Origin of the sequence: Bradyrhizobium algeriense (assembly GCF_003062295.1) — a bacterium.
In the GTDB taxonomy this organism is placed as follows: domain Bacteria; phylum Pseudomonadota; class Alphaproteobacteria; order Rhizobiales; family Xanthobacteraceae; genus Bradyrhizobium; species Bradyrhizobium algeriense.
In genome coordinates this window covers 28,849-55,429 of sequence record NZ_PYCN01000010.1, presented here as the reverse complement: position 1 = coordinate 55,429, position 26,581 = coordinate 28,849, and the positions used below count along the sequence as shown (strand labels likewise).

General features: G+C 62.8%; 30 protein-coding genes. 23 read left to right on the top strand and 7 right to left on the bottom strand.

Annotated features, from left to right (window positions below; translation table 11 throughout):
• Window positions 1-61 precede the first annotated feature (61 nt).
• The 8 genes from C7G61_RS20225 (at window position 62) to thpR (ending at window position 8,081) form a co-directional block, all read left to right on the top strand.
• On the top strand, window positions 62-952 hold the full coding sequence (locus C7G61_RS20225) for a LysR family transcriptional regulator (protein ID WP_108517561.1): 891 nt from the start codon (window positions 62-64) through the stop codon (window positions 950-952).
• 95 nt (window positions 953-1,047) lie between these two features.
• Window positions 1,048-1,998: a 5-dehydro-4-deoxyglucarate dehydratase gene (kdgD, locus tag C7G61_RS20220; RefSeq protein WP_108517559.1), complete on the top strand. Its 951-nt coding sequence runs from the start codon at window positions 1,048-1,050 to the stop codon at window positions 1,996-1,998.
• Between the two features lie 276 nt (window positions 1,999-2,274).
• Window positions 2,275-2,991: an IclR family transcriptional regulator gene (locus C7G61_RS20215; RefSeq protein WP_108517557.1), complete on the top strand. Its 717-nt coding sequence runs from the start codon at window positions 2,275-2,277 to the stop codon at window positions 2,989-2,991.
• Window positions 2,992-3,114: 123 nt separating this feature from the next.
• Window positions 3,115-3,978 (top strand): NAD(P)H-dependent oxidoreductase, encoded by an 864-nt coding sequence (locus C7G61_RS20210; protein WP_108517555.1) that lies wholly within the window; start codon window positions 3,115-3,117, stop codon window positions 3,976-3,978.
• 219 nt (window positions 3,979-4,197) lie between these two features.
• The gene (locus C7G61_RS20205; protein WP_108517552.1) at window positions 4,198-5,124 is read left to right on the top strand and encodes a DUF2167 domain-containing protein; all 927 of its coding nucleotides are present in this window, start codon (window positions 4,198-4,200) and stop codon (window positions 5,122-5,124) included.
• Window positions 5,125-5,297: 173 nt separating this feature from the next.
• A complete protein-coding gene (locus C7G61_RS20200) occupies window positions 5,298-5,648 on the top strand; it encodes a Lin0512 family protein (protein ID WP_108517549.1) in 351 nt (116 codons plus the stop codon).
• 92 nt (window positions 5,649-5,740) lie between these two features.
• Window positions 5,741-7,462: a dihydroxy-acid dehydratase domain-containing protein gene (locus tag C7G61_RS20195; RefSeq protein WP_108517547.1), complete on the top strand. Its 1,722-nt coding sequence runs from the start codon at window positions 5,741-5,743 to the stop codon at window positions 7,460-7,462.
• A gap of 61 nt (window positions 7,463-7,523) precedes the next feature.
• Complete coding sequence (gene thpR, locus C7G61_RS20190) at window positions 7,524-8,081, top strand: RNA 2',3'-cyclic phosphodiesterase (RefSeq protein ID WP_108517545.1); 558 nt, start codon at window positions 7,524-7,526, stop codon at window positions 8,079-8,081.
• Window positions 8,082-8,124: 43 nt separating this feature from the next.
• Here the strand turns inward: thpR and C7G61_RS20185 are convergent, their stop codons facing one another.
• Together C7G61_RS20185 and C7G61_RS20180 are read right to left on the bottom strand one after the other, a co-directional pair.
• On the bottom strand, window positions 8,125-8,760 hold the full coding sequence (locus tag C7G61_RS20185; RefSeq protein WP_108517542.1) for an HAD hydrolase-like protein: 636 nt from the start codon (window positions 8,758-8,760) through the stop codon (window positions 8,125-8,127).
• Window positions 8,761-8,781: 21 nt separating this feature from the next.
• Complete coding sequence (locus tag C7G61_RS20180) at window positions 8,782-9,654, bottom strand: SDR family oxidoreductase (RefSeq protein WP_108517540.1); 873 nt, start codon at window positions 9,652-9,654, stop codon at window positions 8,782-8,784.
• Between the two features lie 78 nt (window positions 9,655-9,732).
• Here C7G61_RS20180 and C7G61_RS20175 point away from each other — a divergent pair, with 78 nt between their 5' ends.
• Entirely contained in the window at window positions 9,733-10,437 is a 705-nt protein-coding gene (locus tag C7G61_RS20175) for a glutathione S-transferase family protein (RefSeq protein ID WP_108517538.1), read from the top strand.
• On the opposite strand, the gene C7G61_RS20170 is transcribed toward C7G61_RS20175, so the two are convergent.
• Together C7G61_RS20170 and C7G61_RS44740 are read right to left on the bottom strand one after the other, a co-directional pair.
• The gene (locus tag C7G61_RS20170) at window positions 10,434-10,991 is read right to left on the bottom strand and encodes a disulfide bond formation protein B (protein WP_108517535.1); all 558 of its coding nucleotides are present in this window, start codon (window positions 10,989-10,991) and stop codon (window positions 10,434-10,436) included. The genes C7G61_RS20175 and C7G61_RS20170 overlap by 4 nt on opposite strands.
• A gap of 7 nt (window positions 10,992-10,998) precedes the next feature.
• Window positions 10,999-11,157: a DUF5993 family protein gene (locus C7G61_RS44740; RefSeq protein WP_190241895.1), complete on the bottom strand. Its 159-nt coding sequence runs from the start codon at window positions 11,155-11,157 to the stop codon at window positions 10,999-11,001.
• Window positions 11,158-11,271: 114 nt separating this feature from the next.
• On the opposite strand from C7G61_RS44740, the gene C7G61_RS20165 reads away from it, so the two are divergent.
• Window positions 11,272-11,643, top strand: coding sequence for an ArsC family reductase (locus C7G61_RS20165; RefSeq protein ID WP_108517533.1), 372 nt, complete (start codon window positions 11,272-11,274; stop codon window positions 11,641-11,643).
• Here the strand turns inward: C7G61_RS20165 and C7G61_RS20160 are convergent.
• Window positions 11,640-12,242: a PAS domain-containing protein gene (locus C7G61_RS20160; protein ID WP_108517531.1), complete on the bottom strand. Its 603-nt coding sequence runs from the start codon at window positions 12,240-12,242 to the stop codon at window positions 11,640-11,642. The two genes, C7G61_RS20165 and C7G61_RS20160, sit on opposite strands and share 4 nt — an antisense overlap.
• A 369-nt stretch (window positions 12,243-12,611) precedes the next feature.
• On the opposite strand from C7G61_RS20160, the gene C7G61_RS20155 reads away from it, so the two are divergent.
• From C7G61_RS20155 to C7G61_RS20125, 7 genes are all read left to right on the top strand, one after another.
• A complete protein-coding gene (locus C7G61_RS20155; protein WP_108517529.1) occupies window positions 12,612-13,367 on the top strand; it encodes an ABC transporter ATP-binding protein in 756 nt (251 codons plus the stop codon).
• Window positions 13,360-14,103 (top strand): ABC transporter ATP-binding protein, encoded by a 744-nt coding sequence (locus tag C7G61_RS20150; protein ID WP_108517527.1) that lies wholly within the window; start codon window positions 13,360-13,362, stop codon window positions 14,101-14,103. The genes C7G61_RS20155 and C7G61_RS20150 overlap by 8 nt, the downstream gene beginning before the upstream one ends.
• Before the next feature lie 39 nt (window positions 14,104-14,142).
• Window positions 14,143-15,363, top strand: a complete 1,221-nt coding sequence (locus C7G61_RS20145) for an ABC transporter substrate-binding protein (protein WP_108517524.1) — start codon at window positions 14,143-14,145, stop codon at window positions 15,361-15,363.
• A gap of 89 nt (window positions 15,364-15,452) precedes the next feature.
• Window positions 15,453-16,316 (top strand): branched-chain amino acid ABC transporter permease, encoded by an 864-nt coding sequence (locus tag C7G61_RS20140; RefSeq protein ID WP_108517522.1) that lies wholly within the window; start codon window positions 15,453-15,455, stop codon window positions 16,314-16,316.
• Window position 16,317: 1 nt separating this feature from the next.
• Entirely contained in the window at window positions 16,318-17,286 is a 969-nt protein-coding gene (locus C7G61_RS20135; protein ID WP_108517519.1) for a branched-chain amino acid ABC transporter permease, read from the top strand.
• 143 nt (window positions 17,287-17,429) lie between these two features.
• Window positions 17,430-18,074 (top strand): DUF47 domain-containing protein, encoded by a 645-nt coding sequence (locus C7G61_RS20130; protein ID WP_108517517.1) that lies wholly within the window; start codon window positions 17,430-17,432, stop codon window positions 18,072-18,074.
• A gap of 14 nt (window positions 18,075-18,088) precedes the next feature.
• Window positions 18,089-19,093 carry an inorganic phosphate transporter gene (locus C7G61_RS20125; protein WP_108517515.1) on the top strand — a complete coding sequence of 335 codons (1,005 nt, stop codon included), beginning with the start codon at window positions 18,089-18,091 and terminating at the stop codon, window positions 19,091-19,093.
• Here C7G61_RS20125 and sugE read toward each other — a convergent pair.
• The gene (gene sugE, locus C7G61_RS20120; protein ID WP_108517513.1) at window positions 19,085-19,408 is read right to left on the bottom strand and encodes a quaternary ammonium compound efflux SMR transporter SugE; all 324 of its coding nucleotides are present in this window, start codon (window positions 19,406-19,408) and stop codon (window positions 19,085-19,087) included. The two genes, C7G61_RS20125 and sugE, sit on opposite strands and share 9 nt — an antisense overlap.
• Window positions 19,409-19,563: 155 nt before the next feature.
• On the opposite strand from sugE, the gene C7G61_RS20115 reads away from it, so the two are divergent.
• The 6 genes from C7G61_RS20115 to C7G61_RS20090 all read left to right on the top strand — a co-directional run bounded on the left by C7G61_RS20115 (window position 19,564) and on the right by C7G61_RS20090 (window position 25,494).
• The gene (locus C7G61_RS20115; RefSeq protein ID WP_108517511.1) at window positions 19,564-21,183 is read left to right on the top strand and encodes a peptide chain release factor 3; all 1,620 of its coding nucleotides are present in this window, start codon (window positions 19,564-19,566) and stop codon (window positions 21,181-21,183) included.
• A gap of 173 nt (window positions 21,184-21,356) precedes the next feature.
• Window positions 21,357-21,722: a TetR-like C-terminal domain-containing protein gene (locus tag C7G61_RS20110; RefSeq protein ID WP_190241894.1), complete on the top strand. Its 366-nt coding sequence runs from the start codon at window positions 21,357-21,359 to the stop codon at window positions 21,720-21,722.
• A gap of 115 nt (window positions 21,723-21,837) precedes the next feature.
• Window positions 21,838-22,395, top strand: a complete 558-nt coding sequence (locus tag C7G61_RS20105; RefSeq protein ID WP_420836776.1) for a hypothetical protein — start codon at window positions 21,838-21,840, stop codon at window positions 22,393-22,395.
• Window positions 22,396-22,481: 86 nt separating this feature from the next.
• On the top strand, window positions 22,482-23,066 hold the full coding sequence (locus C7G61_RS20100; RefSeq protein ID WP_108517505.1) for an NnrU family protein: 585 nt from the start codon (window positions 22,482-22,484) through the stop codon (window positions 23,064-23,066).
• Between the two features lies 1 nt (window position 23,067).
• Window positions 23,068-23,889, top strand: a complete 822-nt coding sequence (panB, locus tag C7G61_RS20095) for a 3-methyl-2-oxobutanoate hydroxymethyltransferase (protein ID WP_108517503.1) — start codon at window positions 23,068-23,070, stop codon at window positions 23,887-23,889.
• A gap of 12 nt (window positions 23,890-23,901) precedes the next feature.
• Window positions 23,902-25,494 carry a class I adenylate-forming enzyme family protein gene (locus tag C7G61_RS20090; protein WP_108517500.1) on the top strand — a complete coding sequence of 531 codons (1,593 nt, stop codon included), beginning with the start codon at window positions 23,902-23,904 and terminating at the stop codon, window positions 25,492-25,494.
• A 12-nt stretch (window positions 25,495-25,506) separates the two neighbouring features.
• On the opposite strand, the gene C7G61_RS20085 is transcribed toward C7G61_RS20090, so the two are convergent.
• The gene (locus tag C7G61_RS20085) at window positions 25,507-26,373 is read right to left on the bottom strand and encodes a hypothetical protein (protein ID WP_108517498.1); all 867 of its coding nucleotides are present in this window, start codon (window positions 26,371-26,373) and stop codon (window positions 25,507-25,509) included.
• Window positions 26,374-26,581 lie beyond the last annotated feature (208 nt).

The following is a 26,581-nucleotide window of genomic DNA, read 5'->3' as shown; positions in this document are numbered from 1 at the left end:
GCTGAGATGCGCTAGGCTAGCGAGGCGGAGCCGGTATGCGGCAGAGAATAAAGGGCGCGGGATGTTCGAACTGAGCCAGCTGCGCTGCTTCGTGGCGGTGGCGGAGGAACTGCATTTCGGCCGCGCCGCGGCCCGGCTGAACATGACGCAGCCCCCACTGAGCCGGCAGGTCCAGATTCTCGAACGGATTTTGGGTGTGCAATTGCTTCAGCGCGGCAATCGCCTGGTCCGGCTGACGCCGGCCGGACAGAGTTTTCTGACCGAGGCGCGGCTGATCCTGAAGCTGACGGAAAGTGCGGCGCTGCTGGCGAGGCGCGTCGCCGAGGGCAAGGCCGGCTCGGTCAATATCGGCTTCACCGCCGCGTCGTCCTATAGTTATGTCCCGGAACTGGTGGCGGCGTGCCGCCAGCAGTTGCCGGATGTCGAATTGATCCTCAAGGAGATGGTCAGCGGCGACCAGCTCAAGCGGCTCGGCGCCGGCGAAATCGATATCGGTCTGCTGCGGCCGCCGATCCCGCGCAGCGGCCTGCAGTTTTTCCGGGTTAAGGCCGAACGCATGATCGCGGCCGTGCCGACCGGTCACAAGCTCGCGGGGGCGGCGACGATCAGTCTGCCGGACCTCGCGGCCGAACCTTTTATTACTTATGCGCCTTACGAGGCCCGTTACTTCCACGACCTGTTGGTCGAGCTTTTCTCGCGCGCCGCACTGGCGCCGCTATACGTCCAGCACCTCGCGCAGATCCATTCGATCCTGGCCATCGTGCAAGCCGGCGTCGGCGTCGCCCTGGTGCCGGAAGCGGCGGAGAAATTGCAATTCAAGGGCGTCGCGCTGCGGCCGCTGGCGGACGATCAGCTGCGGGCGGCCGAACTCTACTTCGTCTGGCGGGACGACAACGACAATCCGTTGCTGCCGGTGATCGCGTCGATCGCCCGCGATCTTGCCGGTGCCTGAGCCATCCAATCAATGGATCATTCGATCCAGCAATTGGTCTGCCGCAGCATCAAGGCTGGTCTAATCCTCAGCCTTCCACAGCGAGGACCGCCACGATGAGCAGAATGACCCCGAAGGAGATGGCGCTGACGATCGGCAACGGGCTGTTGTCGTTTCCCGTCACGCCGTTCGACGCATCCAACAAATTCGACGCCGTGCGCTATCGCTCCAATCTCGACTGGCTGTGCAGCTATGAAGTGGCCGGTCTGTTCGCGGCCGGCGGCACCGGAGAATTCTTCTCGCTGACGCCGGCGGAAGTCGTCGACGTCGTGACCACTGCCGTGCAGCAGACCGCCGGCCGCGTGCCGGTGCTGGCCGGCGTCGGCTACGGCACGGCGATGGCGACCGAACTCGCCGGCGCCGTCGAGCGCGCCGGCGCCGACGGCATCCTGCTGCTGCCGCCCTATCTGGTGTTCTCCGAGCAGGCGGGACTGGCGGCGCATGTCGAGGCGGTTTGCAAGGCGACCAGCCTCGGCGTCATCGTCTACAATCGCGACAACGCCATCCTCACCGAGGACACGATCGCAAGACTTTGCGAACGCTGCCCAAACCTTGTCGGCTTCAAGGACGGCGTCGGCGACATCGAACAGATGACGCGCATTCATCTGCGCATGGGCGACCGGTTGACCTATGTCGGCGGATTGCCCACTGCCGAAACCTTCGCGTTGCCCTATCTCGAAATGGGCGTGACGACCTACTCCTCCGCCGTGTTCAACTTCGTGCCGGAGTTCTCGACCAAGTTCTACGCGGCGGTGCGGCGGCGCGACCGCGAGACCGTCCAGGCGGGCCTGCGCGACTTCATCATGCCGCTGCTCGCGATCCGCAACCGCAAGCGCGGTTATGCGGTGTCGATGATCAAGGCCGGGATGAAGGTGATCGGCCGCGATTCCGGCCCGGTGCGGTCGCCGCTGACCGACCTGGCATCAGGGGAAGTCGAGGAACTGTCTGTTCTGGTCAGCCGGCTGAAAGCAAGCGAGTTTGCCAGCCGATCGTTCGCAGCTGCCTGACGGCAGTCTTGTAGCTTAAGGAAATTGGCCCGGGCACGCGTTGGCATGCCCGGGCCATTCTTGTTGCGATCAATGCTTCGTCTCTTCCGATGCCGCGATCCACGCGAAATCCGACCGACGCGATAATTCGGCTGCCGGTGACATTGTCCGACATGCGTGCGCGTTGTCAGCTCCTGTCGCCCCGATCGGAGCACAAATATTCAACATGGATGGACTTGTTGTCCGGGTGCGCCACGCCAATGTTAGCGGGCAGTATCTGTCATCAATGAGCGCGTAATGTCGGAAGTCAGGCTGATTCAATCCATCGAGCGCGCAACCGCGATCCTCGAAATCATCGCACAAGAGGGTGGTGCTGCGCGGCTGCAGCATATTGCCGAGCACACGAATCTCGGCAAGACGACCGCGCACAATCTTCTGAAGACGCTGGACGAGCTTGGCTACGTACACCGCCGCGCCGGAGATACGCGCTATCATCTCGGCGGCCGCATTCTCAATCTGGCGCGGATCGCCGGAGACGATGGCGCGCTTCGCAGCCGCCTGCGCCCGGCGCTCGAAGCCGTCGCAAGGCGCACCGGAGAGATGGTCTATCTCGCCGTCCCGAGCGGTGACGAAGTCTATTATCTCGATGCAATCGAACCGTCCCACGCCTTGAAGGCGGGCGCATGTCCTATCGGCGTACGTGAACCTCTGGAAGGATCAGCGGTCGGCCTCGTGTTCCTCGCCTTCATGCCCGGGCTCGGCAAGCGTGTCCTTGCCAGCCGTGCCGACGCGCTTGGTCCGCAGATTCTATCCGAGATCAAGACGGTGACCACGCGCGGCTTCGCGCTCGATCTCGAGAATTGCCAGCCGGGTCTCCACTGCGTCGCGATTCCCTGGCGCGAGGGTGGCGAGGTTCGTGCGAGCGTCGGGCTGAGCGGGCCATCGGCGCGCTTGTCGCCGCAGGCATTGACGGACATGGCCTGGATGATGATGAGGGAGGTCGAGCGCGCCTGAGTTCAGCATTGCTGAACATATGGCGTTTCCAAGTTTCGATCGTTCGCCTTTGCGATTTTGCGCACCATGTTGAGGCCGTCGCGCCACCCGCGCGTTTCGTAAGCCTCAACAGGAGCAACGTCTTTGAGCAACGTCCTTGTCGTTCACGCGCATCCGGAACCGAAATCACTCACCAGCGCCTTGAAGAATCTGGCGGTCGAAACCCTCACCGCGCAGGGCCACACGGTGCAGGTCTCGGATCTCTACGCGGCCAACTGGAAGGCGGTCGCCGATCGCGGAGATTTTCTCGATCAGGCGCAACCGGATCGCCTCGGCTATGCCGCCGAGTCGCGTCATGCATTCGCCACCGGCACCCAATCGGCCGACGTCGAGGCCGAACAGCAGAAGCTCTTGTGGGCTGACGCTGTTCTCCTGAGTTTTCCGATGTGGTGGTTCGGCATGCCGGCGATCCTGAAGGGCTGGGTCGACCGGGTCTTCGCCTACGGTTTTGCATATGGCGTCGGGACTCATGGTGGCGAAAGATGGGGCGACCGGTATGGCGAAGGTACCTTGAGCGGTCGCCGCGCGATACTGTCGGTCACGATCGGTGGACGCGCGCCGCACTATGGCGAGCGCGGCGTGAATGGGCGGCTCGACGATCTGCTGTGGCCGATCCAGCATGGCATGCTCTTTTATCCGGGCATGCAGATCCTGCCGCCTTTCGCCGTCTATCAGAGCGACCGGCTGACCGAGGCCGAATGGCCCGCCGTTGCTGAGGCCTATCGGCGCCGCATCTCAGGACTTTTCAGCGACCGGCCGATCGCCTACCGCACCCAGAATGGCGGACACTATGACGGCCAGCAGGTTTTGAAACCAGGTCTGGGTGCAGGCGAGAGCGGCGCGCGCATCCATCTCGTCCAGCCGGGCGATCCGAAGGAGGTTCTTGATGGCAATGGTCCGGATAGCACCGCCGCGACGCGCGAAATGGCGGCTTGTCCGGACTCATGATGAGCGCGGCATAAGCCGCAAGACACTTGTGCGAAGAAAGCTTGGTGTTTTTCCGGCGTAACCGTGACGACGGCAATGTGCACTTTTCTTACGAGGCACTTCATCCAATCCGCGGCAATTTTTGTTATCGAATGGGCTGAATGATATGTCGTTCAGTATTGCTATTTACGGTTGTTGGTGTCATCCGATCCGTCAAAGGCAATGTTCCAGGAGAGTTCGGTGCAAAAAGCGATTTCCGCCGTCGTTATGTTGTTTGTCGTGCTTGGGTCGCTGCCGGTCTTTGCTCAGGCGTCCCCGCCGAGCGAGGCCTCGCGAAAGGCGGAATTGGTTGCCGCGTGGAAAGCCGCCAGCGAGGCTGGCGTCGGCGGACCCAAGGATGTTTCCCTGATCGACCAGGCCACGCTGAAGCTTGCGGCAGGTCGTTTCTTCGTGCCGCAGGCTGAAGGCGCCCGTGTCTTGCGGGCGCTCGGCAACGTCGTCAACGATGCAGGCTTCGTCGGCCTTGTGGTCGGCACGGGGCCGAATGACGAGTGGATCGTGGTGATCCGCTACGTCAAGGAAGGCTACATCAAGGATGATGATGCCAAGAACTGGAATGCCGACGAGCTCCTGAAAAACCTGAAGGACGGAGTGGAGGAGACCAACAAGGACCGCATCGCGCGTGGGTTTCCCGAGATGCAGGTGATCGGATGGGTGCAGCCGCCGAGTTACGATGCCGGCAGCCATCGTCTGGTCTGGTCGCTGCTCGCCAAGGACAAGGGCGAGGCGGACAACGCGGCGAAGAGCATCAATTACAATACCTACGCGCTGGGGCGCGACGGCTATTTCAGCCTCAATCTGCTGTCGAACTCGGAACGCATCGCCGGCGACAAGGCGGTGGCCCATGAGCTGCTCGGCGATCTCGGCTACAGTGCCGGCAAGCGCTACGAGGACTTCAGCGCCTCTACCGATAGCATCGCGGAATATGGCCTGATGGCGCTGGTCGGGGGCGTTGCGGCCAAGAAGCTCGGTCTGTTTGCGCTCGTGGCCGCGTTTGTGCTCAAATTCGCCAAGGTCATCCTCATCGGCCTGGCGGTCGTGGGCGCGGGCGTGCTGAATTTCTTCCGTCGCAAGCCGCGCAGGGATTCGGCCGACCGCTCCGCATGAAGGCGCTCTTTCTCGGTCATGACGTACGATGCCCACGAGATGCTGAGCCGGTTCGCGCGGCCCGTCTAGCGAACGCATGTCTGCTGTGACTTGACGCCGCCACCGCAAGCGACGATTGAGAATAAGGTCTTCGCCGAGCAATATTCAACGCATAAACGACAAGAGGAAACCCGATGGCACGCGTGCGCTGTATCACCGAAATGGGCATGGGCGTCGACGTTCACGGGCGCGATGCCACCAAGGCTGCCAAGCGTGCCGTCTCTGACGCCATCCGCCACTCCAGCCTCGGCTTCTTCCGGATGCTGGGCAAGACCGCCAACGACATGTTCGTCGAGGTCACCGTCGCGGTGCCGGACCCGAGTGAGGTCGACACTGCGGCAGTTGCCAAGGAGCTGCCGTACGGCACCGTGAACGTGACGGCGGTCAAGGGCGGGCTGGAAGTGCCTGCCGAGAGCGGAAGCGACTCCATCATCATCGCGAACGCCGCCGTGATTGTGAGCTTCGACGACGGCAAGACTGGTTAAGCAAGCCCGGCTAAACAAGACTTGCTAAATTCGTTCAGTGCCAAGCAGGCCGGACGCCTGGTCCGCGATCAACCGGAAGACCTGGAGCCTCCATGACGACGCAGGACAGCAGCATTTATTGGAAGCGAGGGCGGGTGGAGTTGCGCGCCGCCGGATTCGATCCGGACCGCGCCGCGCAGACCAGCGCGGTGGTGACGATTGCCAGCGCCTACACCAACGCCCATCGCTGCAACAACCGCGTGCGCGCCATTACCGATCTCCTGGTCGAGATCCTGGCGGAGCGCGGCGGGCAGGGGTTGATCGTCGGCGCGCCGGCGGTGTCGGATGCGCTGACGCAGGGCACGCCGACGGCGGGATATAGCCTTGCCTCGCGCGACGTCGTCGCCGACTGTTTTGAGATCGGCCACTACGCGCATCACGGCGACGCCATGATCGTGATTTCCGGCTGCGACAAAACTGGCGCCGCCGCGCTGATGCCGCTGGCGCGCACCAATGCCTTTGGCCTCGTGCTCTATCCCGGCACCGGCACGCCGGGGCGTGTCTCGTTCGGGGCATGGGCCAGCAAGGGCAACAACATCACGATCCTCGATTATGCCGAGGCGCGCGCCGCAAACGAGTCCGGCCGCATCTCCGGCGAGGAGCTGCTGGAAGTCGAGCGCAACGTGATGCCGGGCAGCGGCACCTGCGGCGCGATGTTCACGGCCAACACCATGAGCACGATCGCGGAATCAATCGGCATGATGCTGCCGCGCGGCGCCTCGCATCCGGCCGATTACGACGCCGGCAGCGACATCCACGCCGACGTCCGCGCGCAGGCCCGCGCTTCGGTCGATGCCCTGTACCGGCTGATGGAAGCTGGCATCCGGCCGCGCGACATCATGACCGAGCGCGCCTTCGAGAACGCGATTACCACCGTCTACGCGATGGGCGGTTCGACCAACATGTATCTGCATCTGCTGGCAGTCGCGCGCGAGGCCCAGATGCCGATCACGATCGAGCGCATTCAGGCGGTCGGCGAGCGCGTCCCGCTGCTGGCCGATCTGCAGCCGCATGGCCCGTTCGCGATGGGCAGCCTGCATGCGATCGGCGGCGTGCCGGTCGTGATGAAGGAACTGCTGTGCGCGGGCCTTCTGCATGGCGACGTCATGACGGTGACCGGCAGGACGCTGGCGGAAAACCTCGCCGATGTTCCGACGCTCGAACAGATGCCGCCGCAGGAGATCGTCCTTCCGGTGTCGAAGCCGATCGCGCCGGCGAACAATCACATCAGCGTCTTGAAGGGCAACCTCGCGCCGGAAAGCTGCTTGCTGAAGCTCTCGGGCAAGGCGCTGGAGAAGGGCCAGTTCCGCGGCACGGCGCGCGTCTTCGAGTCCGAAGCCGATACAATGGCTGCGATCCGCGCCGGCGAGATCGTGGCGGGCAACGTGATCGTGGTGCGCAATGTCGGCCCGGTCGGCGGACCCGGCATGCCCGAAATGGTGATGTTGACGATCCAGCTGCAGGGACGTGGCCTTGGCGAGGACGTCGCGCTGATTACCGACGGCCGCTTTTCCGGTGTCTCGCACGGCATCCTGATCGGCCACGTCTCACCCGAAGCCGCGCGCGGCGGCCCGATCGCCGCGGTGCGTGACGGCGATGCCATTGTCATCGATCCCGGCGCCCGCACCGTTACCCTCGAAGTGTCCACGGAAGAGATCGCGCGCCGCATGGCCGACTGGCGCGTGCCGGCTTCTGTTGCGGCGGTACGGCCGGGATCCGTGCACGACAAGTACATCCGGCTGGTGTCGTCGGCGCATTATGGGTGTGTGTTGTGAGGCTGCGAGAAGTTACGAATGCGGTTGCATTTTAATGTTGTGACAACTCCATGTTCATGATATGTTCTATTCCATCATGGACGACTTTGCAAGCTCTAGTAGTGCCCGATTATTCCTCGCGACCGTTCCCGACGCAGCCACAGCGGAGCGAATTCACCGATTGGCCGACGCGCTCAAGCACGCACATCGCCTCAACGGCAAGCTCATCGCGCCAGAGCGTCTGCACATCTCGTTGTTCTTTCTCGGCGATATGTCGGAGCGCTTTGTTGGCGCAGCAAACGAGGCTGCCATGCAAGTGCGGACCGAGCCGTTCGAGGTTTCGTTCGACCGCACCGCGAGCTTTCGGGGCAGGCCGGGCAATCGTCCGTTCGTTCTGATTGGAGAGAGTGGATTGCGCCAGTTGGAGTCATTTCGGCGGATGCTCGGCGCCGCGCTGACGCGAAGCGGATTGAAGCGGGTGTCGAATACGAATTTTACGCCGCACGTGACGCTGTTGTACGATGCGCGTAGCGTGGACGAGCATCCGATTCAGCCGATCTTCTGGACGGTGACGGAGTTCGTGCTCATCCGCAGCATGAAGGGCCACGCTTATCACGGTCGCTGGCCGTTGCGGGCATGACGGGAATTGGCACAGAAAGAATGCGGGGAAGCTTTCGGCTGCACTATTTCGCCACGGCAAGCCGCTCGATCATCCCCTCGATCGAATTGAACAGATGCGTCGGTCCCGCCGCCTGCAGCGCGCTCGGAAGTGCGTAGCCCCAGGCCACCGCGCCGGAATCCATGCCGGCGGCTTTGGCCGCCTCGATGTCGCGGATCTCGTCGCCAATGCAGATCGTATCTGCTGGCTTCGTTCCCAACCGTCGTGCGACCTGCCGAAATTTCCAGTGCTTGCCGAATATGGCAGCGCCGCAGTCGAAGCGAGTGATCAGGCTGGTGGCGGGTCCGAGTACCTGCCGGACGGATGCTTCGCTGTCGGAACTGACGATGGCGGTCTTGATACCAAGGCGCTGCAGGTCGGTCAGCATCGCCGGGATGCCGGCGAATAGCGGTGTCTCGCTTGCCGCCGCGAGCTTGCGCTTTCGCATGTCGCTGACGATGGCCGGCAGCTGCCACATGGATACATTGAGCCGCGCCATGATTTCGAGTGCGGACAGGCCGCGCAGCCCTTCCACCTCGTCGTCGCGGACGGGCGCAAGATCGAACCGCGTAATCATGTCCTGGAAGGAGGCACGAAACCAGGGAAGGGAATCCGCCAGCGTGCCGTCGAAGTCGAAAATGGCGAGCCGGTAGCGCGTCATGAGAAAAGGACCATCAGCGTGTCACGTGTCATCGCCGCAGAAATAGGCGGGCTTGCCCGTGGTCCAGGTTTCGCCCCAGAGCTGACCGCCGCCGTCGACCGTCAGCGTCTCACCGGTTACGAATTTCGCGGATGGTCCGGCGAGGAAGACGCTGGCCTCCGCGACGTCCCAGGGCGAACCGACGCGCATCATCGGGTTCGAGCGCGGGTAGGCGGCGCGGGCTTCCGGCGAATAGACGTTCCAGCCTTCGGTTTCGATCGCGCCGGGCGCCACGCAGTTGACCCGGATGTTCAAGGGCGCCCATTCGACCGCGACGGCGCGCGAGAGCCCGATCACGCCGCTTCGCGCGGCGATGGTGTGCGCGATGCCGTACAGGCCGTGCGTCGTCACGACCACGATGTTGACGATGCTGCCGGGATGCTTGTGGTCGCGCCAGCGCTGCGCGGCGGCCTGCATCATGTACCAGGTGCCGTTCAGATTGGTGTTGATGACCGCGTTCCAGCCCTTCACGGAAAAATCGATGGCGGCTTGCGGAAATTGTCCGCCGGCGCTGTTGATGAGGCCGTCGACGCGGCCTTGCGCGGCCCAGATCGTGTCGAACAGGGTGCTGACCGCATCGGGCTCCCTGATGTCGGCTGTATGCGCGGATGCCTTGAGGCCGCGGCCGGCCAATTGGGCCACGAGCGCTTCGAGCTTGGCTCCGTCGCGCCCGACCACGGCGACATGCGCACCCAGCCGCGCGAACAGCCAGGCGATCGCCCGCCCGATACCGCCGGCGCCGCCCGTTACGACGACGACCTGATCCTTACATGCATCGGTCGCGAATGTGGTCGGATGATCCGCAAGCTCCTCATCGCTGAGGCCGAGCTTCGCCGGAGACGGTTGATCGGTCATGAACGGCGCGGACCCTTGTTATATGCGGCATCAGCCGTACATTAGCCGCGCAACAACAACCATGCAAAACGAGTTTCGATGTCCGATCTCTCCGCCTTCCCGATCACCAAACGCTGGCCCGCCAAACATTCCGACCGCCTTCAGCTCTATTCGCTGCCGACGCCGAACGGCGTCAAGGTCTCGATCATGCTCGAAGAGATCGGATTGCCCTACGAGGTGCATCTGGTCGACTTCAATAAGGACGACCAGAAGACGCCGGAATTCCTGTCGCTGAACCCGAACGGCAAGATCCCGGCCATCCTCGATCCGGACGGGCCCGGCGGCAAGCCGCTGCCGCTGTTCGAGTCCGGGGCGATCCTGCAATACCTTGCGGAAAAGACCGGCAAGCTCCTGCCGGCCGATCCGGCGCGGCGATACCAGACCATCCAGTGGCTGCACTTTCAGATGGGCGGGATCGGACCGATGTTCGGGCAGGTCGGCTTCTTCCACAAATTCGCCGGCAAGGAATTTGCCGACAAGCGGCCGCTCGAGCGTTACGTTGCCGAGTCGAAGCGCCTGCTGGACGTGATGGAGACGCGGCTTGCCGGACGGCAATGGATCATGGACGACGAATATTCCATCGCCGACATCTCCATGCTCGGCTGGGTCCGCAACCTGATCGGCTTCTACGGTGCGCGCGATCTCGTCGCATTCGATACGCTGAAGCAGGTGCCGGCATGGCTGGAACGCGGGCTCGCCCGGCCGGCGGTGCAGCGCGGGCTCGACATACCGAAGCGGCCCTAAGCGGCGCGCTTGAGCAGCTCGTAAACAAGAGGATTGTCGGCGCAGGCGCCGAAGCCGCATTCGAGCAGTGTCGTCACCACGTTGGCCGCCGTCAGCGCGATCACGAGCCACACCGCGATTTGCGCGAAGGCGCCGCCGGTGGCCGGCAGCACGGCTTTGTCTTCTTCGAACTGGCGGTCGAACAGCAGGATCGCGGCAAGCAGGACGATGGCGGCAATGAAGCCGAGCAGCGCCCAGGTATAATAGTGATAGCCGAGCAACGCGGAACCATAGCCCGCGTCGCCGGGCATGATGTGCAGCAGCACCTGCCGGGTCGACGCCACCGCGCCGGCGACCGCCGCCAGCAGCGACATCGCATAGTGGCTGGGGCGGGGCCCGAAGCGGATATTGAGGATCGGTCCGACGGCCAGCGCCGCGAACAGGATGCGCTGCAGCAGGCACAGCGGGCAGGGCAGTTCATGAAGGATGAACTGCGCCGCATAGGCTGCTGCCAGCACCAGCGCCACCGCGTAGAGGCTGAGTGCATTCAGCGTGATGGCGCGCGTCTGGGTCATGCGTATCTCAGAACGACAGTTTCAGCGTATCGGTCGCGTGGTGGAGATAGGTGGCGACGCACGCGATCAGGACAGCCCCAAACAGGCCGAGCGCCAGTGGACGCTGACCGCGCCAGGCGACCAGCATCACGATGGCCGTGGCCAGAAACAAAAGGGTGAATTCCATCGGCTGGTCCTGACTTCGCGAATGGTATGCGAGTCTATGATAGATTCGCCGTTCCGCTTTGTATAAAAAACGGTCCGACAGGACCAGTAACGCTATTTCCGGAATGCAACGAAAATGCCCATTACCATCTACGGCATCAAGAACTGTGACACCATGAAGAAGGCGCGCGCCTGGCTTGACGATCACGGCGTGGTCTACGATTTCCACGACTACAAGCTTGCCGGCATCGCCAAGGACAAGCTCAAGCAATGGTCCGACGAAATCGGCTGGGAAACGCTGCTCAACCGCGCAGGCACGACGTTCAAGAAGCTGCCCGACGGCGACAAGGAAGGCCTCAACGAGCGCAAGGCGCTGGCGCTGATGCTGGCGCAGCCCTCGATGATCAAGCGCCCGGTACTCGATCTCGGCGGTAAATTGCTGGTCGGATTCAAGCCGGATATCTACGCGAGCGAGGTCGCGTCGAAGCCGCGCGGGCGGAAGGCCTAATCGAATTCGAGTTCATCGCCGGACGGAATGCGGCCGGGTGCGCGATGGAAGAGATCGCGGTCGATGATGGTGCGTAGCTTCGGCACCGGCAGCTTGTCGTTTCCACGCATCAGGTTCTTGATCTCGAAGCCGCCGTCTTCGCTGATGGTCTTCAACGAAGCGATGATGTGGGTAACGCTGCCATCGTCGGAGAACGGCAGCAACAGTCGCTCATAGGCGACGATTCGCCCGTAGATGTCATCGATATTGGCGATGGTGTAGGCGGGGAGGCGGCGCGCGATGCATTCATGATAGACCGGCATCACGATCGGAGCGAGCCTTGCGCCGAGATACTCGTTGAGATAGCGGCCCTTGCCGGTATTCCCATAAGCGCTCGACATCCGTGTGCCGTCGCTCTGGATGGTCAGGCGCGGCGGCTGTGTGCTGGTATCGACGGTGTACAATACCAGGTCAGGAAGTTCGTCCTCGATCCGCGCCGGCTGGTATTCCGGCATGCGCGGTATCGACTGGTCGCGGGCGTATAGCCGCAGCCAGGTGTTCAACAGGTCGCGCTGCTTGATGGATTTGACGACCGACGGTCCGGCGCTTTGAAATTCCAAGGCGGCAATTCCTGGCTATCTAAATCGCGTGATGATGCGCCGGAGGCAGAAATATTGTGTGAAAGGGCTCGATTGCAGCAAAACACCGTTAACGATGGCTTGCCGGAGCGAAGATCGCGGTTGAGCGCGGACGACGAGCCGGCCGGGCCGGGCGGTCGGCGCAATTCGACTTATGGCGCATCCGGAACCGGCACGCGCGTTTTCCCCGCGGCAGCTTTCCACCTTGCCTAACCCATACCGTTGACGGCATATTCCGGCCCGGAGGCGGCGGGCTCGGGACGGTTTCCAGGACGTCCGGCTGGGCTTGCCCGAACAGGGAAAAATTGGTCGCGCGCGAGCAAACTCGCGGAGACGACGGGGGAAATTTGTTTGGCTGATGAGTTCATTCTCGAAACCCACGGGTTGACCAAGGAATTCGCAGGTTTCTTCGCCGTTCGCGACGTTGCTCTGAAGGTGCGCCGCGGCAGTATTCATGCGTTGATCGGGCCGAACGGCGCCGGCAAGACGACCTGCTTCAACCTGCTGACCAAGTTCTTGAGGCCGTCGGCAGGCCAGATCCTGTACAAGGGACAGGATATTACCGCGATGGCGCCGGCCGATGTGGCCCGTCTCGGGCTGGTGCGTTCGTTCCAGATTTCAGCAGTGTTTCCGCACCTGACGGCGCTGGAAAACGTCCGTGTCGCGCTACAGCGCCAGCATGGCTCTTCGTTCGATTTCTGGCGTTCCAAGAGCGTGCTCGACCGCTTCAACGGCCGTGCGCATGAGCTTCTCAATGATGTGGGCCTGAGCGAGTTTGCCAACACGCCGGCGGTCGAGATGCCCTACGGTCGCAAGCGCGCGCTCGAAATTGCGACGACGCTGGCGCTCGACCCCGAGATGATGCTGCTCGACGAGCCGATGGCCGGCATGGGTCATGAAGACATCGACAAGATCGCAGCGCTGATCAAGCGCATCTCGGCCAAATACACCATCCTGATGGTCGAACATAATCTCTCGGTGGTCGCCAACCTGTCCGACATCATTACGGTGCTGACGCGCGGGCAGGTGCTGGCCGAAGGCAATTATTCTGAACTGTCCAAGGACGAACGCGTCAAGGAAGCCTACCTGGGGGCCGGTCATGCCTGAGTTGAAAATGGCCGAAGCCGCCGCCAAACCGGCGGGCGCGGAAATTCTTTCCGTCTCCGACCTGCAGGCCTGGTACGGCGAATCCCACATCCTTCACGGCATCAACTTCAATGTGAAGGCCGGCGAGGTGGTCACGCTGCTCGGCCGCAACGGCGCCGGCAAGACCACGACGCTGAAGTCGGTGATGGGAATTATCGGCAAGCGTACCGGTTCGATCCGTTTCAACGGTCAGGACATCACGCGTGCCCCGTCCGACAGGATCGCACGCCAGGGCATCGCGTTCTGTCCCGAGGAGCGGGGCATTTTCGCCAGCCTCGACGTGCGCGAAAACCTGCTGCTGCCGCCGATCGTGCGCGGTGGCGGCCTGTCGCTCGACCAGATCTTCGAATTGTTTCCGAACCTGAAGGAGCGCCTCAATAGCCAGGGCACCAAGCTTTCGGGCGGCGAGCAGCAGATGCTCGCGATCGCGCGAATCCTGCGCACCGGGGCGCGCTTCCTGATGCTGGACGAGCCGACCGAGGGTCTCGCGCCCGTCATCATCCAGCAGATCGGCCACACCATCGCGCGGCTGAAGTCGGAAGGCTTCACCATCCTGCTGGTGGAGCAGAATTTCCGCTTCGCCTCGACGGTGGCCGACCGCTACTACATCGTCGAGCACGGCAAGGTCATCGACGGTTTTGCGAATTCGGAGCTGTCGGCCAACATGGACAAGCTCCACACCTATCTCGGCGTTTAATCAGTACTACCCGCTGCACTCTGGATTTATGGAGATACTATGAAACATCGCATTTCATCTCTCTTCCTCGGCACCGCGCTCGCGTTTGCCGCAGGCGGTGGCGCCATGGCGCAGGACAAGACCGTCAAGATCGGCGTGCTTACCGACAATTCCGGACTTTACTCCGACCTCGGCGGCGCAGGCTCCACGCTTGCCGCCCAGATGGCGGTCGAGGATTCCGGCCTTGCAGCCAAGGGCTGGAAGATCGACATCGTGTCGGCCGACCACCAGAACAAGCCCGACATCGGCACCACCACCGCTCGCCAATGGATCGACGTCGAGAAGGTCGATATCTTCGTGGACGTGCTGAACTCCGGCGTTGCGCTGGCCGTCAACAATCTGGTGAAGGAAAAGAACGTCGTCATGATCAATACCGGCGCGGCGACGTCGGACCTCACCAATACCCAGTGCTCGCCGAACACAATTCACTGGGTCTATGACACCTACATGCTCGCCAACAGCACCGGGCAGGCGCTGGTGAAAGCCGGCGGCGACACCTGGTACTTCCTGACCGCAGACTACGCGTTCGGCCACGCGCTGGAACGCGACACCGCCGCAGTCGTGGTCAAGTCGGGCGGCAAGGTTATCGGCACCGTCAGGCATCCCCTGAATTCGTCGGACTTCTCCTCGTTCCTGCTGCAGGCGCAGGCTTCCAAGGCCAAGATCGTCGGCATGGCGAACGCCGGTGGCGACACCACCAACACCATCAAGCAGGCATCGGAGTTCGGCATCGTCGCAGGCGGTCAGAAGCTCGCGGGATTGCTGCTGTTCATCAACGACGTCCACTCCCTCGGCCTCAAGGTGGCTCAGGGCCTGAACTTCACGGAAACCTTCTACTGGGATCTGAACGACGGCACCCGCGCGTTTTCCAAGCGCTTCTCCGAGCGCATGAAGAACAAGGCGATGCCGTCCATGGTGCAGGCTGGCGTGTATTCTGGCCTGATCCACTATTTCAAGACGATCGATGCGATGGGCGGCAATCCGCATGATGGCGCCAAGGTGGTGGCGAAAATGAAAGAGGCGCCGACCGACGACCCGCTGTTCGGCAAGGGCACGATCCGCGCCGACGGCCGCAAGCTTCATCCGGCCTACCTGTTCGAGGTCAAGAAGCCTTCCGAATCCAAGGGACCGTGGGACTATTACAAGCTGGTCGGAACGACCCCGGGCGATCAGGCCTTCCGGCCGCTTTCGGAAAGCGCCTGTCCGCTGGTAAAGAAGTAACAACGACAGCCCGCCGGCGCCGTGCCGGCGGGCTTCCTCTCGCGTCCCTGCGCGATTCCGCGTCTTAAACGAGATTGAGTGCGAAACCGATGCAAGCTCTATACGCCCAGCTTTTGGTGGGATTGATCAACGGATCGTTCTACGCGCTGCTCAGTCTCGGGCTCGCCGTGATCTTCGGCATGCTCAACATCATCAATTTCGCCCATGGCGCGCTCTACATGATGGGCGCGTTCTGCGCGTATTTTCTGTTGAACATCGCCGGCATCGGCTATTGGCCGGCGCTGATCATCGCGCCCATCGTCGTCGGCATCTTCGGCATGATCCTGGAACGGACTATGCTGCAATGGCTCGCCGGCCTCGACCATCTCTATGGGCTGCTGCTGACATTCGGATTGGCACTGATTATCCAGGGCGTCTTTCAGAATTATTTCGGTTCGTCGGGTCTGCCCTACGCGATTCCCAGTGAACTGCAGGGCGGCATGAATCTCGGTTTCATGTTCCTGCCGATCTACCGCGGCTGGGTGGTGGTGTTCTCGCTCATCGTTTGCCTCGCCACCTGGTACCTGATCGAAAGGACGCGGCTTGGCGCCAATCTGCGCGCCGCCACCGAGAACCCGACGTTGGTGCGGGCATTCGGCATCAACGTGCCGCGGATGATCACGCTGACCTATGGACTTGGCGTCGGCCTGGCGGCGCTGGCCGGCGTGCTGTCAGCGCCGATCAATCAGGTACGGCCGCTGATGGGCGCCGACCTGATCATCGTGGTTTTCGCGGTGGTGGTGATCGGCGGCATGGGCTCTATCTTGGGTTCGATCATCACGGGATTCGCGCTCGGCGTGATCGAAGGACTGACGAAATATTTTTATCCCGAGGCTTCCAACACCGTGGTGTTCGTCCTGATGGTGCTGGTGTTGCTGTTGAAGCCTGCGGGACTGACGGGACGGGCGGCCTGACATGAGCGCATTGACTGACGACACCCTGCCGGTAACGCCGCGCGCGATGCGCGACGAGATGATCGTATTCGCGGCGATGGCGGTGCTGCTGGGCCTTGTGCCGCTGACCGGCATCTACCCGTTCTTCGTGATGCAGGCCCTGTGCTTCGCGCTGCTCGCCTGCGCGTTCAACCTGTTGATTGGCTACGGCGGCCTGCTGTCATTTGGCCACGCGATGTTTCTGGGAACTGCGGGCTACTGCACGGCGCATGCGCTCAAGGTCTGGGGTGTGACGCCGGAAATCGGAATTGTGGTTGGCGTCGCTGGCGCCGCCGCGCTTTCGGTCGTCACCGGCTTCATCTCGATCCGCCGGCAGGGCATCTACTTCTCGATGATCACGCTCGCGCTGTCGCAGTTGCTTTACTTCATCTACCTGCAGGCGCCGTTCACCCACGGCGAAGACGGCATCCAGGGCATTCCGCAGGGCTATCTGTTCGGGATCTTCAATCTCGCCAAGCCTACGGTGCTTTACTACGTCGTGCTGGCCGGTTTCCTCGGCGGCTTCCTCCTGATCTACCGCACCATCAACTCGCCGTTCGGCGAGGTGCTGAAGGCGATCCGCGAGAACGAGCCGCGCGCGATCTCGCTCGGCTACAAGACCGACCAATACAAGCTGCTCGCCTTCATCCTTTCCGGGACCATTGCGGGCTTTGCCGGTTCGCTGAAGGTGTTCGTGGCGCAGAATGCCTCGCTCACCGACGTGCACTGGACGATGTCGGGTGAAATCGTGCTGATGACGCTGGTCGGCGGCCTCGGCACCATTTTTGGGCCGGTCGTCGGCGCCTTCGTCATCATCGCCATGCAGCAATATCTGGCCGGGTTCGGGCAGTGGGTGACGGTGATCCAGGGCGTCATCTTCGTCGCCTGCGTGCTGACCTTCCGCCGCGGCGTGATCGGCGAGATCGCGCATTATTTCCGCAGATCCCTGTAAAAACGGCCGGTTTTGGCGCCTCACAAAGCAGTGGATGACCCGGTTGCCGGGTCGCCTCGTGGCGCGCTTTTCCCTCGAATGGTCTATGACAGTTTTGTGACAGGCCGCCCGGGCGGCCGTTTCTGAATGACGGAAAAATGCCCATGCTGCGCTGGTTTCGTGCCTTTTTGCCCAAGGAGGAGCGGTTTTTTGACCTGTTTGCCCGTCACGCCCAGACGGTCGTGCAGGGGGCGCTGGCGCTTCAGGACATGCTGCGCGGCGGCGACGAAACACCGGTGTTCTGCCAGCGCGTCAACCAGTTCGAACATGACGCCGATGGCATCACCCGCGAGGTACTAACCGCGGTCCGCCGCACTTTCATTACCCCGTTCGACCGCGGCGACATCAAGAACCTGATCACGGCGATGGACGATGCCATCGACCAGATGCAGCAGACCGCCAAGGCGGTGGTGCTGTTCGAAGTCCGGACGTTCGAACCGCCGATGCGTGAAATAGCCACGCTGCTGGTCGAATGCGCCAATCTCGTCAGCCGCGCGCTGCCGCTGATGCAGTCGATCGGCAACAACGTCGCGATGCTGTCCGCCATTACCGAGGAGATCGGAAAGCTGGAGGGCCGCATCGACGATCTCCACGATATTGGATTGAAGGAACTATTTCTCAAGCATCGCAGCGGCAACTCGATGGACTTCATCGTTGGCGCCGAAATCTACAAGCATCTCGAGAAAGTATCCGATCGCTTCGATGACGTCGCCAATGAGATCAACTCCATCGTGATCGAACAGGTATAGGGCAGGGCCATCACGTGGATGCCACCCTCGCTCTTCCGGTTCTGGTCTTCCTGATCGCGGTCGCGCTGCTGTTCGACTTCCTCAACGGCTTGCACGACGCCGCCAATTCGATCGCAACGATCGTGTCGACCCGCGTGCTGCGCCCGCAATATGCGGTGATCTGGGCCGCCTTCTTCAATTTCATCGCCTTCCTGGTGTTCGGGCTCCACGTCGCCAATACGATCGGCACCGGCATCATCGAGCCGAGCGTGGTCGATGCCACCGTGATCTTCGCGGCACTTGTGGGCGCCATCGTCTGGAACCTGATTACCTGGGCGCTCGGAATTCCCTCGTCCAGTTCGCACGCGCTGATCGGCGGGCTGGTCGGCGCGGGCGTCGCAAAAGCCGGAATTTCGGCGGCGGTGTGGACCGGTCTGTCGAAAACGCTGCTGGCGATCGTGCTGTCGCCGCTGGTCGGGTTCCTGCTGGCGCTGGTGCTGGTTGCGATCGTGTCCTGGCTATCGGTGCGCTCGACGCCGTTTGCGGTCGACCGCGCCTTCCGCATCCTGCAATTCGTCTCGGCGTCGCTCTATTCGCTCGGCCATGGCGGCAACGACGCGCAAAAGACCATGGGCATCATAGCGGTGCTGCTCTATTCGCAGGGTCATCTCGGCGCGGACTTTAACATCCCGTTCTGGGTCGTGATTTCCTGCCAGGCGGCCATGGGCCTCGGCACCCTGATGGGAGGCTGGCGAATCGTCCGCACCATGGGGCTGCGTATTACGAAGCTGACGCCGATGCAGGGTTTTTGCGCCGAAACCGGCGGGGCTGCGACCCTGTTCATGGCGACCTTTCTCGGGGTTCCCGTATCCACGACCCACACCATTACCGGCTCGATCGTCGGCGTCGGCGCGGCACGGCGGGTTTCGGCGGTGCGCTGGAACGTGGCGAGTTCGATCGTCTATGCCTGGGTGATCACCATTCCGGCTTCCGCGATCGTGGCGGCGTTGACCTATTGGGCCGTACTGTTGCTACGCTGACCCCGTGACGAGTTTGAGCCCGACAATGCCGGCCACAATCAGTCCGATGCAGGCGAGGCGTGCGGCGGTGGCAGGCTCACCGAACAGCGCGATACCCAGGATTGCCGTTCCGACCGCGCCGATGCCGGTCCACACCGCGTAGGCGGTTCCGATCGGCAGTGATTTCAGGGCAAGGCCGAGCAGGAGGATGCTGCCTGCCATGCAGGCGAGCGTCAGGAGGGACGGAATGAGCCGTGTGAAACCTTCGGTATATTTGAGGCCGATCGCCCAGCCTATTTCCATGAGGCCGGCGACGAACAACACGATCCAGGCCATCACGACCCTCCGAACCAGACAGGGTCGTCCCCGCGGACGAGCTGTGAATTGGAAGGCCGTCCTTCCGCTGCCCGATATGGGACTGGCCCTCGGCCTCTGCAACCACCAAATGAGGCTTGATTAGCCCCGTTTTCCCTGCCAAACGCTCGAGCCTCATGTCCGACATTGCCGTTTCAGCCGAATCGCCGTCCCGTTCGCCGCTTTCAGAGGAAGTGGCGCGGCGGCGCACGTTTGCGATCATCTCCCACCCGGACGCCGGCAAGACCACGCTGACCGAGAAGCTGCTGCTGTTCGGCGGCGCCATCAACCTGGCAGGGCAGGTCAAGGCCAAGGGCGAGCGGCGCAATACCCGGTCCGACTGGATGAAGATCGAGCGCGAGCGCGGCATCTCGGTCGTGACGTCGGTGATGACGTTCGAGTTCGAAGGCCTGGTGTTCAACCTGCTGGACACGCCGGGCCACGAGGACTTTTCCGAAGACACCTACCGGACGCTGACCGCGGTCGATTCCGCCGTGATGGTGATCGACGCCGCCAAGGGCATCGAGGCGCGGACGCGAAAGCTGTTCGAGGTGTGCCGGCTGCGCGACATTCCGATCATCACCTTCATCAACAAGATGGACCGCGAGAGCCGCGATACGTTCGAACTGCTGGACGAGATCGAAAAGACGCTGGCGCTCGATACCACGCCGATGACCTGGCCGGTCGGCCGCGGCCGCGACTTCCTCGGTACCTATGACGTCGTCAATGGCGGCGTGCGCCTGCTCGAAGGCGGCGGCGCCAAGACCGGCGCGACCGAGCAGATCGACATCGCCGATCTCGCCGGCCGCAACGCCAATCTCGACGTCGCCGAGATCAAGGATGAGCTCGCGCTGGTATCCGAAGCCTGCAAGCCGTTCGAACTTGAGGCATTTCGCGAAGGCCACCTGACGCCGGTCTATTTCGGCAGCGCGCTGCGCAATTTCGGCGTCGGCGACCTGCTGGAAGGTCTCGGCAAGTTTGCGCCTGCGCCGCGCGCGCAGGATTCGAACCTGCGCAAGGTCGAGGCGGCCGAGCCGCGCATGAGCGCCTTTGTGTTCAAGATCCAGGCCAACATGGATCCGAACCACCGCGACCGCATCGCGTTCGCGCGCCTGTGTTCCGGCAAGCTCAGCCGCGGCATGAAGGCGAAGCTGGTGCGAACCGGCAAGAACATGAGCCTGTCCAGCCCGCAATTCTTCTTCGCTCAGGACCGTTCGGTGGCTGATGAGGCGTTTGCCGGCGATGTCGTCGGCATTCCCAACCACGGCACTTTAAGGATCGGCGATACGCTGACCGAAGGCGAAGACATCACCTTCGTCGGCGTTCCCAGCTTTGCGCCGGAAATCGTCCGCCGCGTGCGGCTGACGGATGCGATGAAGGCGAAGAAGCTGAAAGAAGCGCTGCAGCAGATGTCGGAAGAGGGCGTGGTGCAGGTGTTCCGGCCGCGCGACGGCGCACCGGCGCTGGTCGGCGTCGTCGGCCCGCTGCAGCTCGACGTGCTGAAAGCGCGGCTCGACGCGGAATATTCGCTGCCGGTGGAATTCGAGGTCTCGGAGTTCCAGCTCGCGCGCTGGGTCTCATCCGACGACCGCAAGAAACTCGACGCCTTCATCGCCGCCAACGGCTCCGGCATCGCCGATGACGTCGATGGCGACCCCGTGTTCATGGCCAAGAACGAATTCTATCTCGGCTATACCCGCGAACGGGCCGAGGGAATTACCTTCTCCAACGTCAAGGACGTGAAGAAGAAGGCGTAAGGGGCGCTGTCGCTTTCCGCGCCATCCTCCGCTGTCGTCCTCCGCGAAAGCGGGGGACCCAGTACGCGGCGGCTTATCCGTAAATCACTGACGTCTCTGGAATACTGGCCGTCGGCGTCGCACATCGCTCGCTGTACAATCATTTCGCCGACCGCGAGGCGCTGCTTGATGCGGTGGCGACCGAGGCCTATACCCGGCTCGCCGCCATCCTCGTCAAGGCGGACACGCCACAGGACTACACCGCGAAATATGTCCGCTTCGCCCTGGCCAATCGCGCGCTCTACGCCCTGATGACCAGCCGCCCGCACGCGACCATGAAGCACAACCCGCCGCTGCAGGCTGCGGTCCACAAGGTCATCACCCAGGCCATGCGGATATTCTGCCAGGATATCGAGAGTTCGGTCGAACGCCGCCGCGCGGTGATGAAGGTCTACATCACGCTTTATGGCGGCATCTCGCTCTATACGGCCGGCGTCCTCGACCAGCCCAGCGAGAAGGCCCTGATTGCGGAACTGTCAGCCATGAACGCGGGGATGTGAACGCCGTCAGCCTTGATAGCGCCTCTAGCGCGCATCAGCTTAGTCGGGTCGACCGTGAGGACCCCACTACATGTTCCGGCTCGCCATCGTTTGTCTGGCCGCACTCTTCGTCGGGATGGGTGCCGCCAATGCCCAGCCGCGGCGCCAGATCGACGCGACGCCGTTTTCGCATGCGCCATGCAGCGTGCTCGACGGCCAGCCGTGCACGCCGTCGTTTTGCAGCGTGTTCAACGACGGGCCGTGCATTCCCGAGATCGATTATCCGTACGGCCAGAACCTGCAACTCACGATCGAAAGTGTGCCGCCGCAGGACCAGGCCGCGAAATACCGCAAGCCGGACCACGATCTCGATACGATCGGCGACCTGTTCGCGGCGTTGCGGTCCTGCTGGTCGCCGCCGCCTTCCGACATCGCGCGGCCGGGCATGCAGATGTCGGTTCGCTTCAGCTTCAAGCGCACGGGCGAGATCATCGCCACCCCGCGCGTGACCTATGCCACTGCCGGCGCCCCGGCGGATACCCGCGCGACCTACCTGAAGGCGATCAATGCGTCGCTGCAGGCATGCCAGCCTCTGAAATTCACCAGTGGGCTCGGCGGCGCGCTCGCCGGGCGGCCGATCGCGATCCGCTACGTCGACAACCGCGATTCGGCAAAGCAGGCGGAGAAGCCGTGACCACGTCCGCGTGGCGCATTGCGCACCAAGCCCCTAAAATGATACGCGGATAACAGGCAAAACCAGCCGCGCAGCGGGAGGATATCATGGGACTGCTGGTGCTGATCCTGGGCTTGATCCTGTTCTTCGGCGTCCACACGCTCACCATCCAGCGCAAGCTGCGCGCGCAGGTCATCGCCGCGACCGGCGAGGGCGGCTACAAGATCGGCTATGCGCTGGCCTCGTTCGCAGGGCTGGCGCTGATTATCTGGGGCTTTGCGCTTTATCGCGCGACGGGATGGTACAACGTCTGGAACCCGCCAGTGGCGCTCAAGCACATCACGTCGGCGCTGATGCTGCCCGCGGTGATCATGGTGGTGGCTTCCTACATCCGCGGCCGGATCTATACGACGCTGAAGCATCCGATGCTGACGGGCATCAAGCTGTGGGCTGCGGCGCATCTGCTCGCCAACGGCGATCTCGGCTCGATCATCCTGTTCGGCTCGTTTCTCGCATGGGCGGTATATGACCGCATTTCGCTGAAATCCCGTTCCGACGCCGGCGCGCCGCCGATCCCCGTCGGTGGTCCCGGCAACGACCTGATCGCGATCGCGGTCGGCCTCGTCGCCTATCTGGCGCTCGCATTTGCGTTCCATCCGGTCGTGATCGGCGTGCCCGTGGTTGGAGCCTAGCATGTCGGTTCAGTCTGCCATCAAACGCAAAACTGCGCCGGATATCCGCGCGCGCAAGAACGGCGACCCGATCGTGATGCTGACGTCCTACCATGCGCATACCGCAGCCCTGGTGGATCGGCACTGCGACGTCATTCTGGTCGGCGATTCCCTCGGCAATGTCATGCACGGTTTCGAGACCACCGTGCCGGTGACGCTCGACATGATGATCCTGCAGGGACATGCGGTGATGCGCGGTTCGAAGCACGCTTTGGTCGTGGTGGATATGCCGTTCGGCTCCTATGAGGCCTCGAAGGAGCAGGCATTTCATTCCGCGGTGCGGATATTGAAGGAAACCCATTGCGGCGCGGTGAAGCTGGAAGGCGGCGCGCGCATGGCGGAAACCGTCGCATTCCTGTCCGAGCGCGGCGTACCTGTCATGGGCCATATCGGATTGACGCCGCAATCGATCAACACGCTCGGCTCGTTTCGCGCGCAGGGCCGCGATGAAGGCAGTTGGGACCCGATCCTGAGGGATGCCCAGGCGATTTCGGATGCCGGGGCTTTCTCGGTCGTGGTCGAGGCGGTCGCCGAGCCGCTGGCGCGAAAGATCACGGAGACCATCGCCATTCCGACCATCGGCATCGGCGCCAGCGCGGCGTGCGACGGGCAGGTGCTGGTGCTGGAGGACATGCTGGGCCTGTCGCCGCGGACGCCGAAATTCGTTCGCCGCTATGGCGATCTCGGCCCCGCAATCGAAGCGGCGATCCAGGGCTATGCCAAAGACGTGCGCTCGCGCGCTTTCCCGGGGCCAGAGCACGTCTACGAGATGAAGAAGAGCTGACGGGGGCGCGCCATGGACTGGTCGCAGCATTCCATTCCGGCGATGCGGCTAGAACCGCGCTTCGGCGATCGTATCATTCCGGCTTTTTGCGAACGGCCCAAAAGCATCCCGGCGATGGTAGCCGATGCGGTTGCTATAAATCCCGATGGAGAAGCGCTGGTCTGCGGCGCCACGCGAATGACATGGCGCGAAGTCGCGCAGCAGTCTGCGCAAATCGCGGCAGGTTTCGGGAAGTTCGGCCTCAAGCGCGGCGACCGCGTCGCGGTGCTGCTCGGCAACCGGATCGAATTCGTGCTGACGATGCTGGCCGCGGCCCATGCCGGGCTGGTGACGGTGCTGCTTTCGACCCGTCAGCAAAAGCCCGAGATCGCCTACGTGCTCACCGATTGCGGCGCGCGGCTTCTGATCCACGAGGCGGCGCTGGCTGACCGTGTGCCCGATGCGGGCGACATTCCCGACGTGACGCACCGGATCGCGGTCGATGATGATCCGCGGCTTTCACGCTTTTCGGAGTTGGCCGATAACGCGGAGCTCGCAGCGCCGGTCCAGGTCGGCGAAGAAGATACCGCGATGATCCTCTACACATCGGGCACCACGGGCAAGCCCAAGGGCGCGATGCTCGCCCATTGCAACATCATTCATTCGGCGATGGTGTTCGTATCGTGCCTGAAGCTGACGGCCGCCGATCGATCGATCGCCGCGGTGCCGCTCGGCCATGTCACCGGCGTCGTCGCCAACATCATGACCATGGTCCGCTGCGCCGGCGCGCTGATCATCATGGCGGAGTTCAAGGCTGCTGAATATCTGAAGATGGCGGCGCGCGAGCGTGTCACCTACACCGTGATGGTGCCGGCGATGTACAATCTCTGCCTGCTGCAGCCGGATTTCGACAGCTACGACCTGTCGAGCTGGCGGATCGGCGGCTTTGGCGGCGCGCCGATGCCGATTGCCACGATCGAGAAACTCGATGCCAAGATTCCCGGCCTGAAGCTGATGAATTGCTACGGCGCGACCGAGACCACGTCGCCGTCAACCATGATGCCGGGCGAACTGACCGCCAGCCACATCGACAGCGTCGGTCTGCCCTGTCCGGGCGCCCAGATCGTCGTCATGGATGCCGAAGGCCATGAGCTGCCGCGCGGCGAGATCGGCGAAATCTGGATTCATGGTGGCTCGGTCATCAAGGGCTACTGGAATAATCCGAAGGCCACGGCCGAAAGTTTTACCGCCGGCTTCTGGCATTCCGGCGACCTCGGCTCGATCGACGAAGAGAACTTCGTTCGCGTATTCGATCGCCAGAAAGACATGATCAACCGTGGCGGATTGAAGATCTATTCGGCCGAGGTGGAGTCGGTGCTCGCCGGTCACCCTGACGTGGTCGAGAGCGCGATCATCGCCAAGCCGTGCCCGGTGCTGGGCGAGCGCGTGCATGCGGTCGTCGTGACTCGCAACACAGTCGGGGCCGAGGTGCTGCGCGCCTGGTGCGCCGAGCGGCTGTCTGATTACAAGGTGCCGGAAACCATGGATGTGCGAGCGGACCCGTTGCCGCGCAATGCCAACGGCAAGGTGATGAAGCGGCAATTGCGCGAGACTGTGCAAGCCTAGCGCGGCCGGCCGCTACAGCTTCGGAGCGCTGCCCTTGGGCATCGAGCCTTCGCTCGGCCCGGCGGCAAGCGCCGCACTGTCGATCGCGGCGGCGCTGACGAACTGCTTGACGTCCAGCAGGGTGAATTGCGCGATGCCGACGCGGTCGGCCGGCGTGCCCGGGACGAGCTGCACGCTCAACACGCCATCGCAATTCGCGCCCTTGGCCTCGGCCAGCATGGCGCTCGGTTCCTTGGCCTTGGTCTGCGCGCGCTTGACGACCGCCACGCAACTGCCGCGGACGGTGTCGCCGTTGAGCTTGACGGCGGCCCTCGGATCAAGCGGCTTGTCGATCGCTTCCAGCGCGGTCGCTTCCTTGTACTTGCCGCCGACGGACATGATCGAGCCCTTGCGGTAGATGTAATACAGATGCTGATCGCCGACGATGGTAGGCACGCCGTATTTACCCATGACTTCCTTGATCATGTCGGCCTTTGACGGTTGCTGGTCCTGGGCGAAGGTCAGATTGCGCGCCACGAAATAGGCGCGGTTGGCGCTCGCAGGCGAGGAGAAGCTGGTCGAGAGCATCTCGCCGTTCTGTTTCGAACCGGCGGGGAGACTGAAATTCAGCGCAGCGACATAGCTGGTGCCGCCGAATTTCTGCTGCTGGATGTCGGTCTTGGTGTCGGTACGGCCCTTGAACAGGGAATCAAAGACGCCGCGTGCGGATTCGGCGTTCGATTCGGTCGAGATACCCAAAATGTCGGGGCGGAGTTTGCCGGAGAATGCCGTCTCGGGCGTCTTCGGCCTGATATCGTCGGCCAGTGAGGCCGCGGGCAGGGATGCCAGTCCCATTGCCAGCCCCATGGCAAGCATCGAAACCAGCGCATGGCGAGGCATGAAACACCCAGGAAATTGGGATAAGATTCGAAATGGAAGCGGGCGGGATTACGCCAAACTTTGAACCGCGATGTCAACGCTGTGAGGCGATTTCGCGGGCCGGCGGGGGCGTTGTTAACGCTTTGATCCACCTCACTTTGCCTTGCCACCGCCATATCGATAGGCTACGTCGCGGCGATGCGGGGATCGGGCGCACGATGCTGCCGCC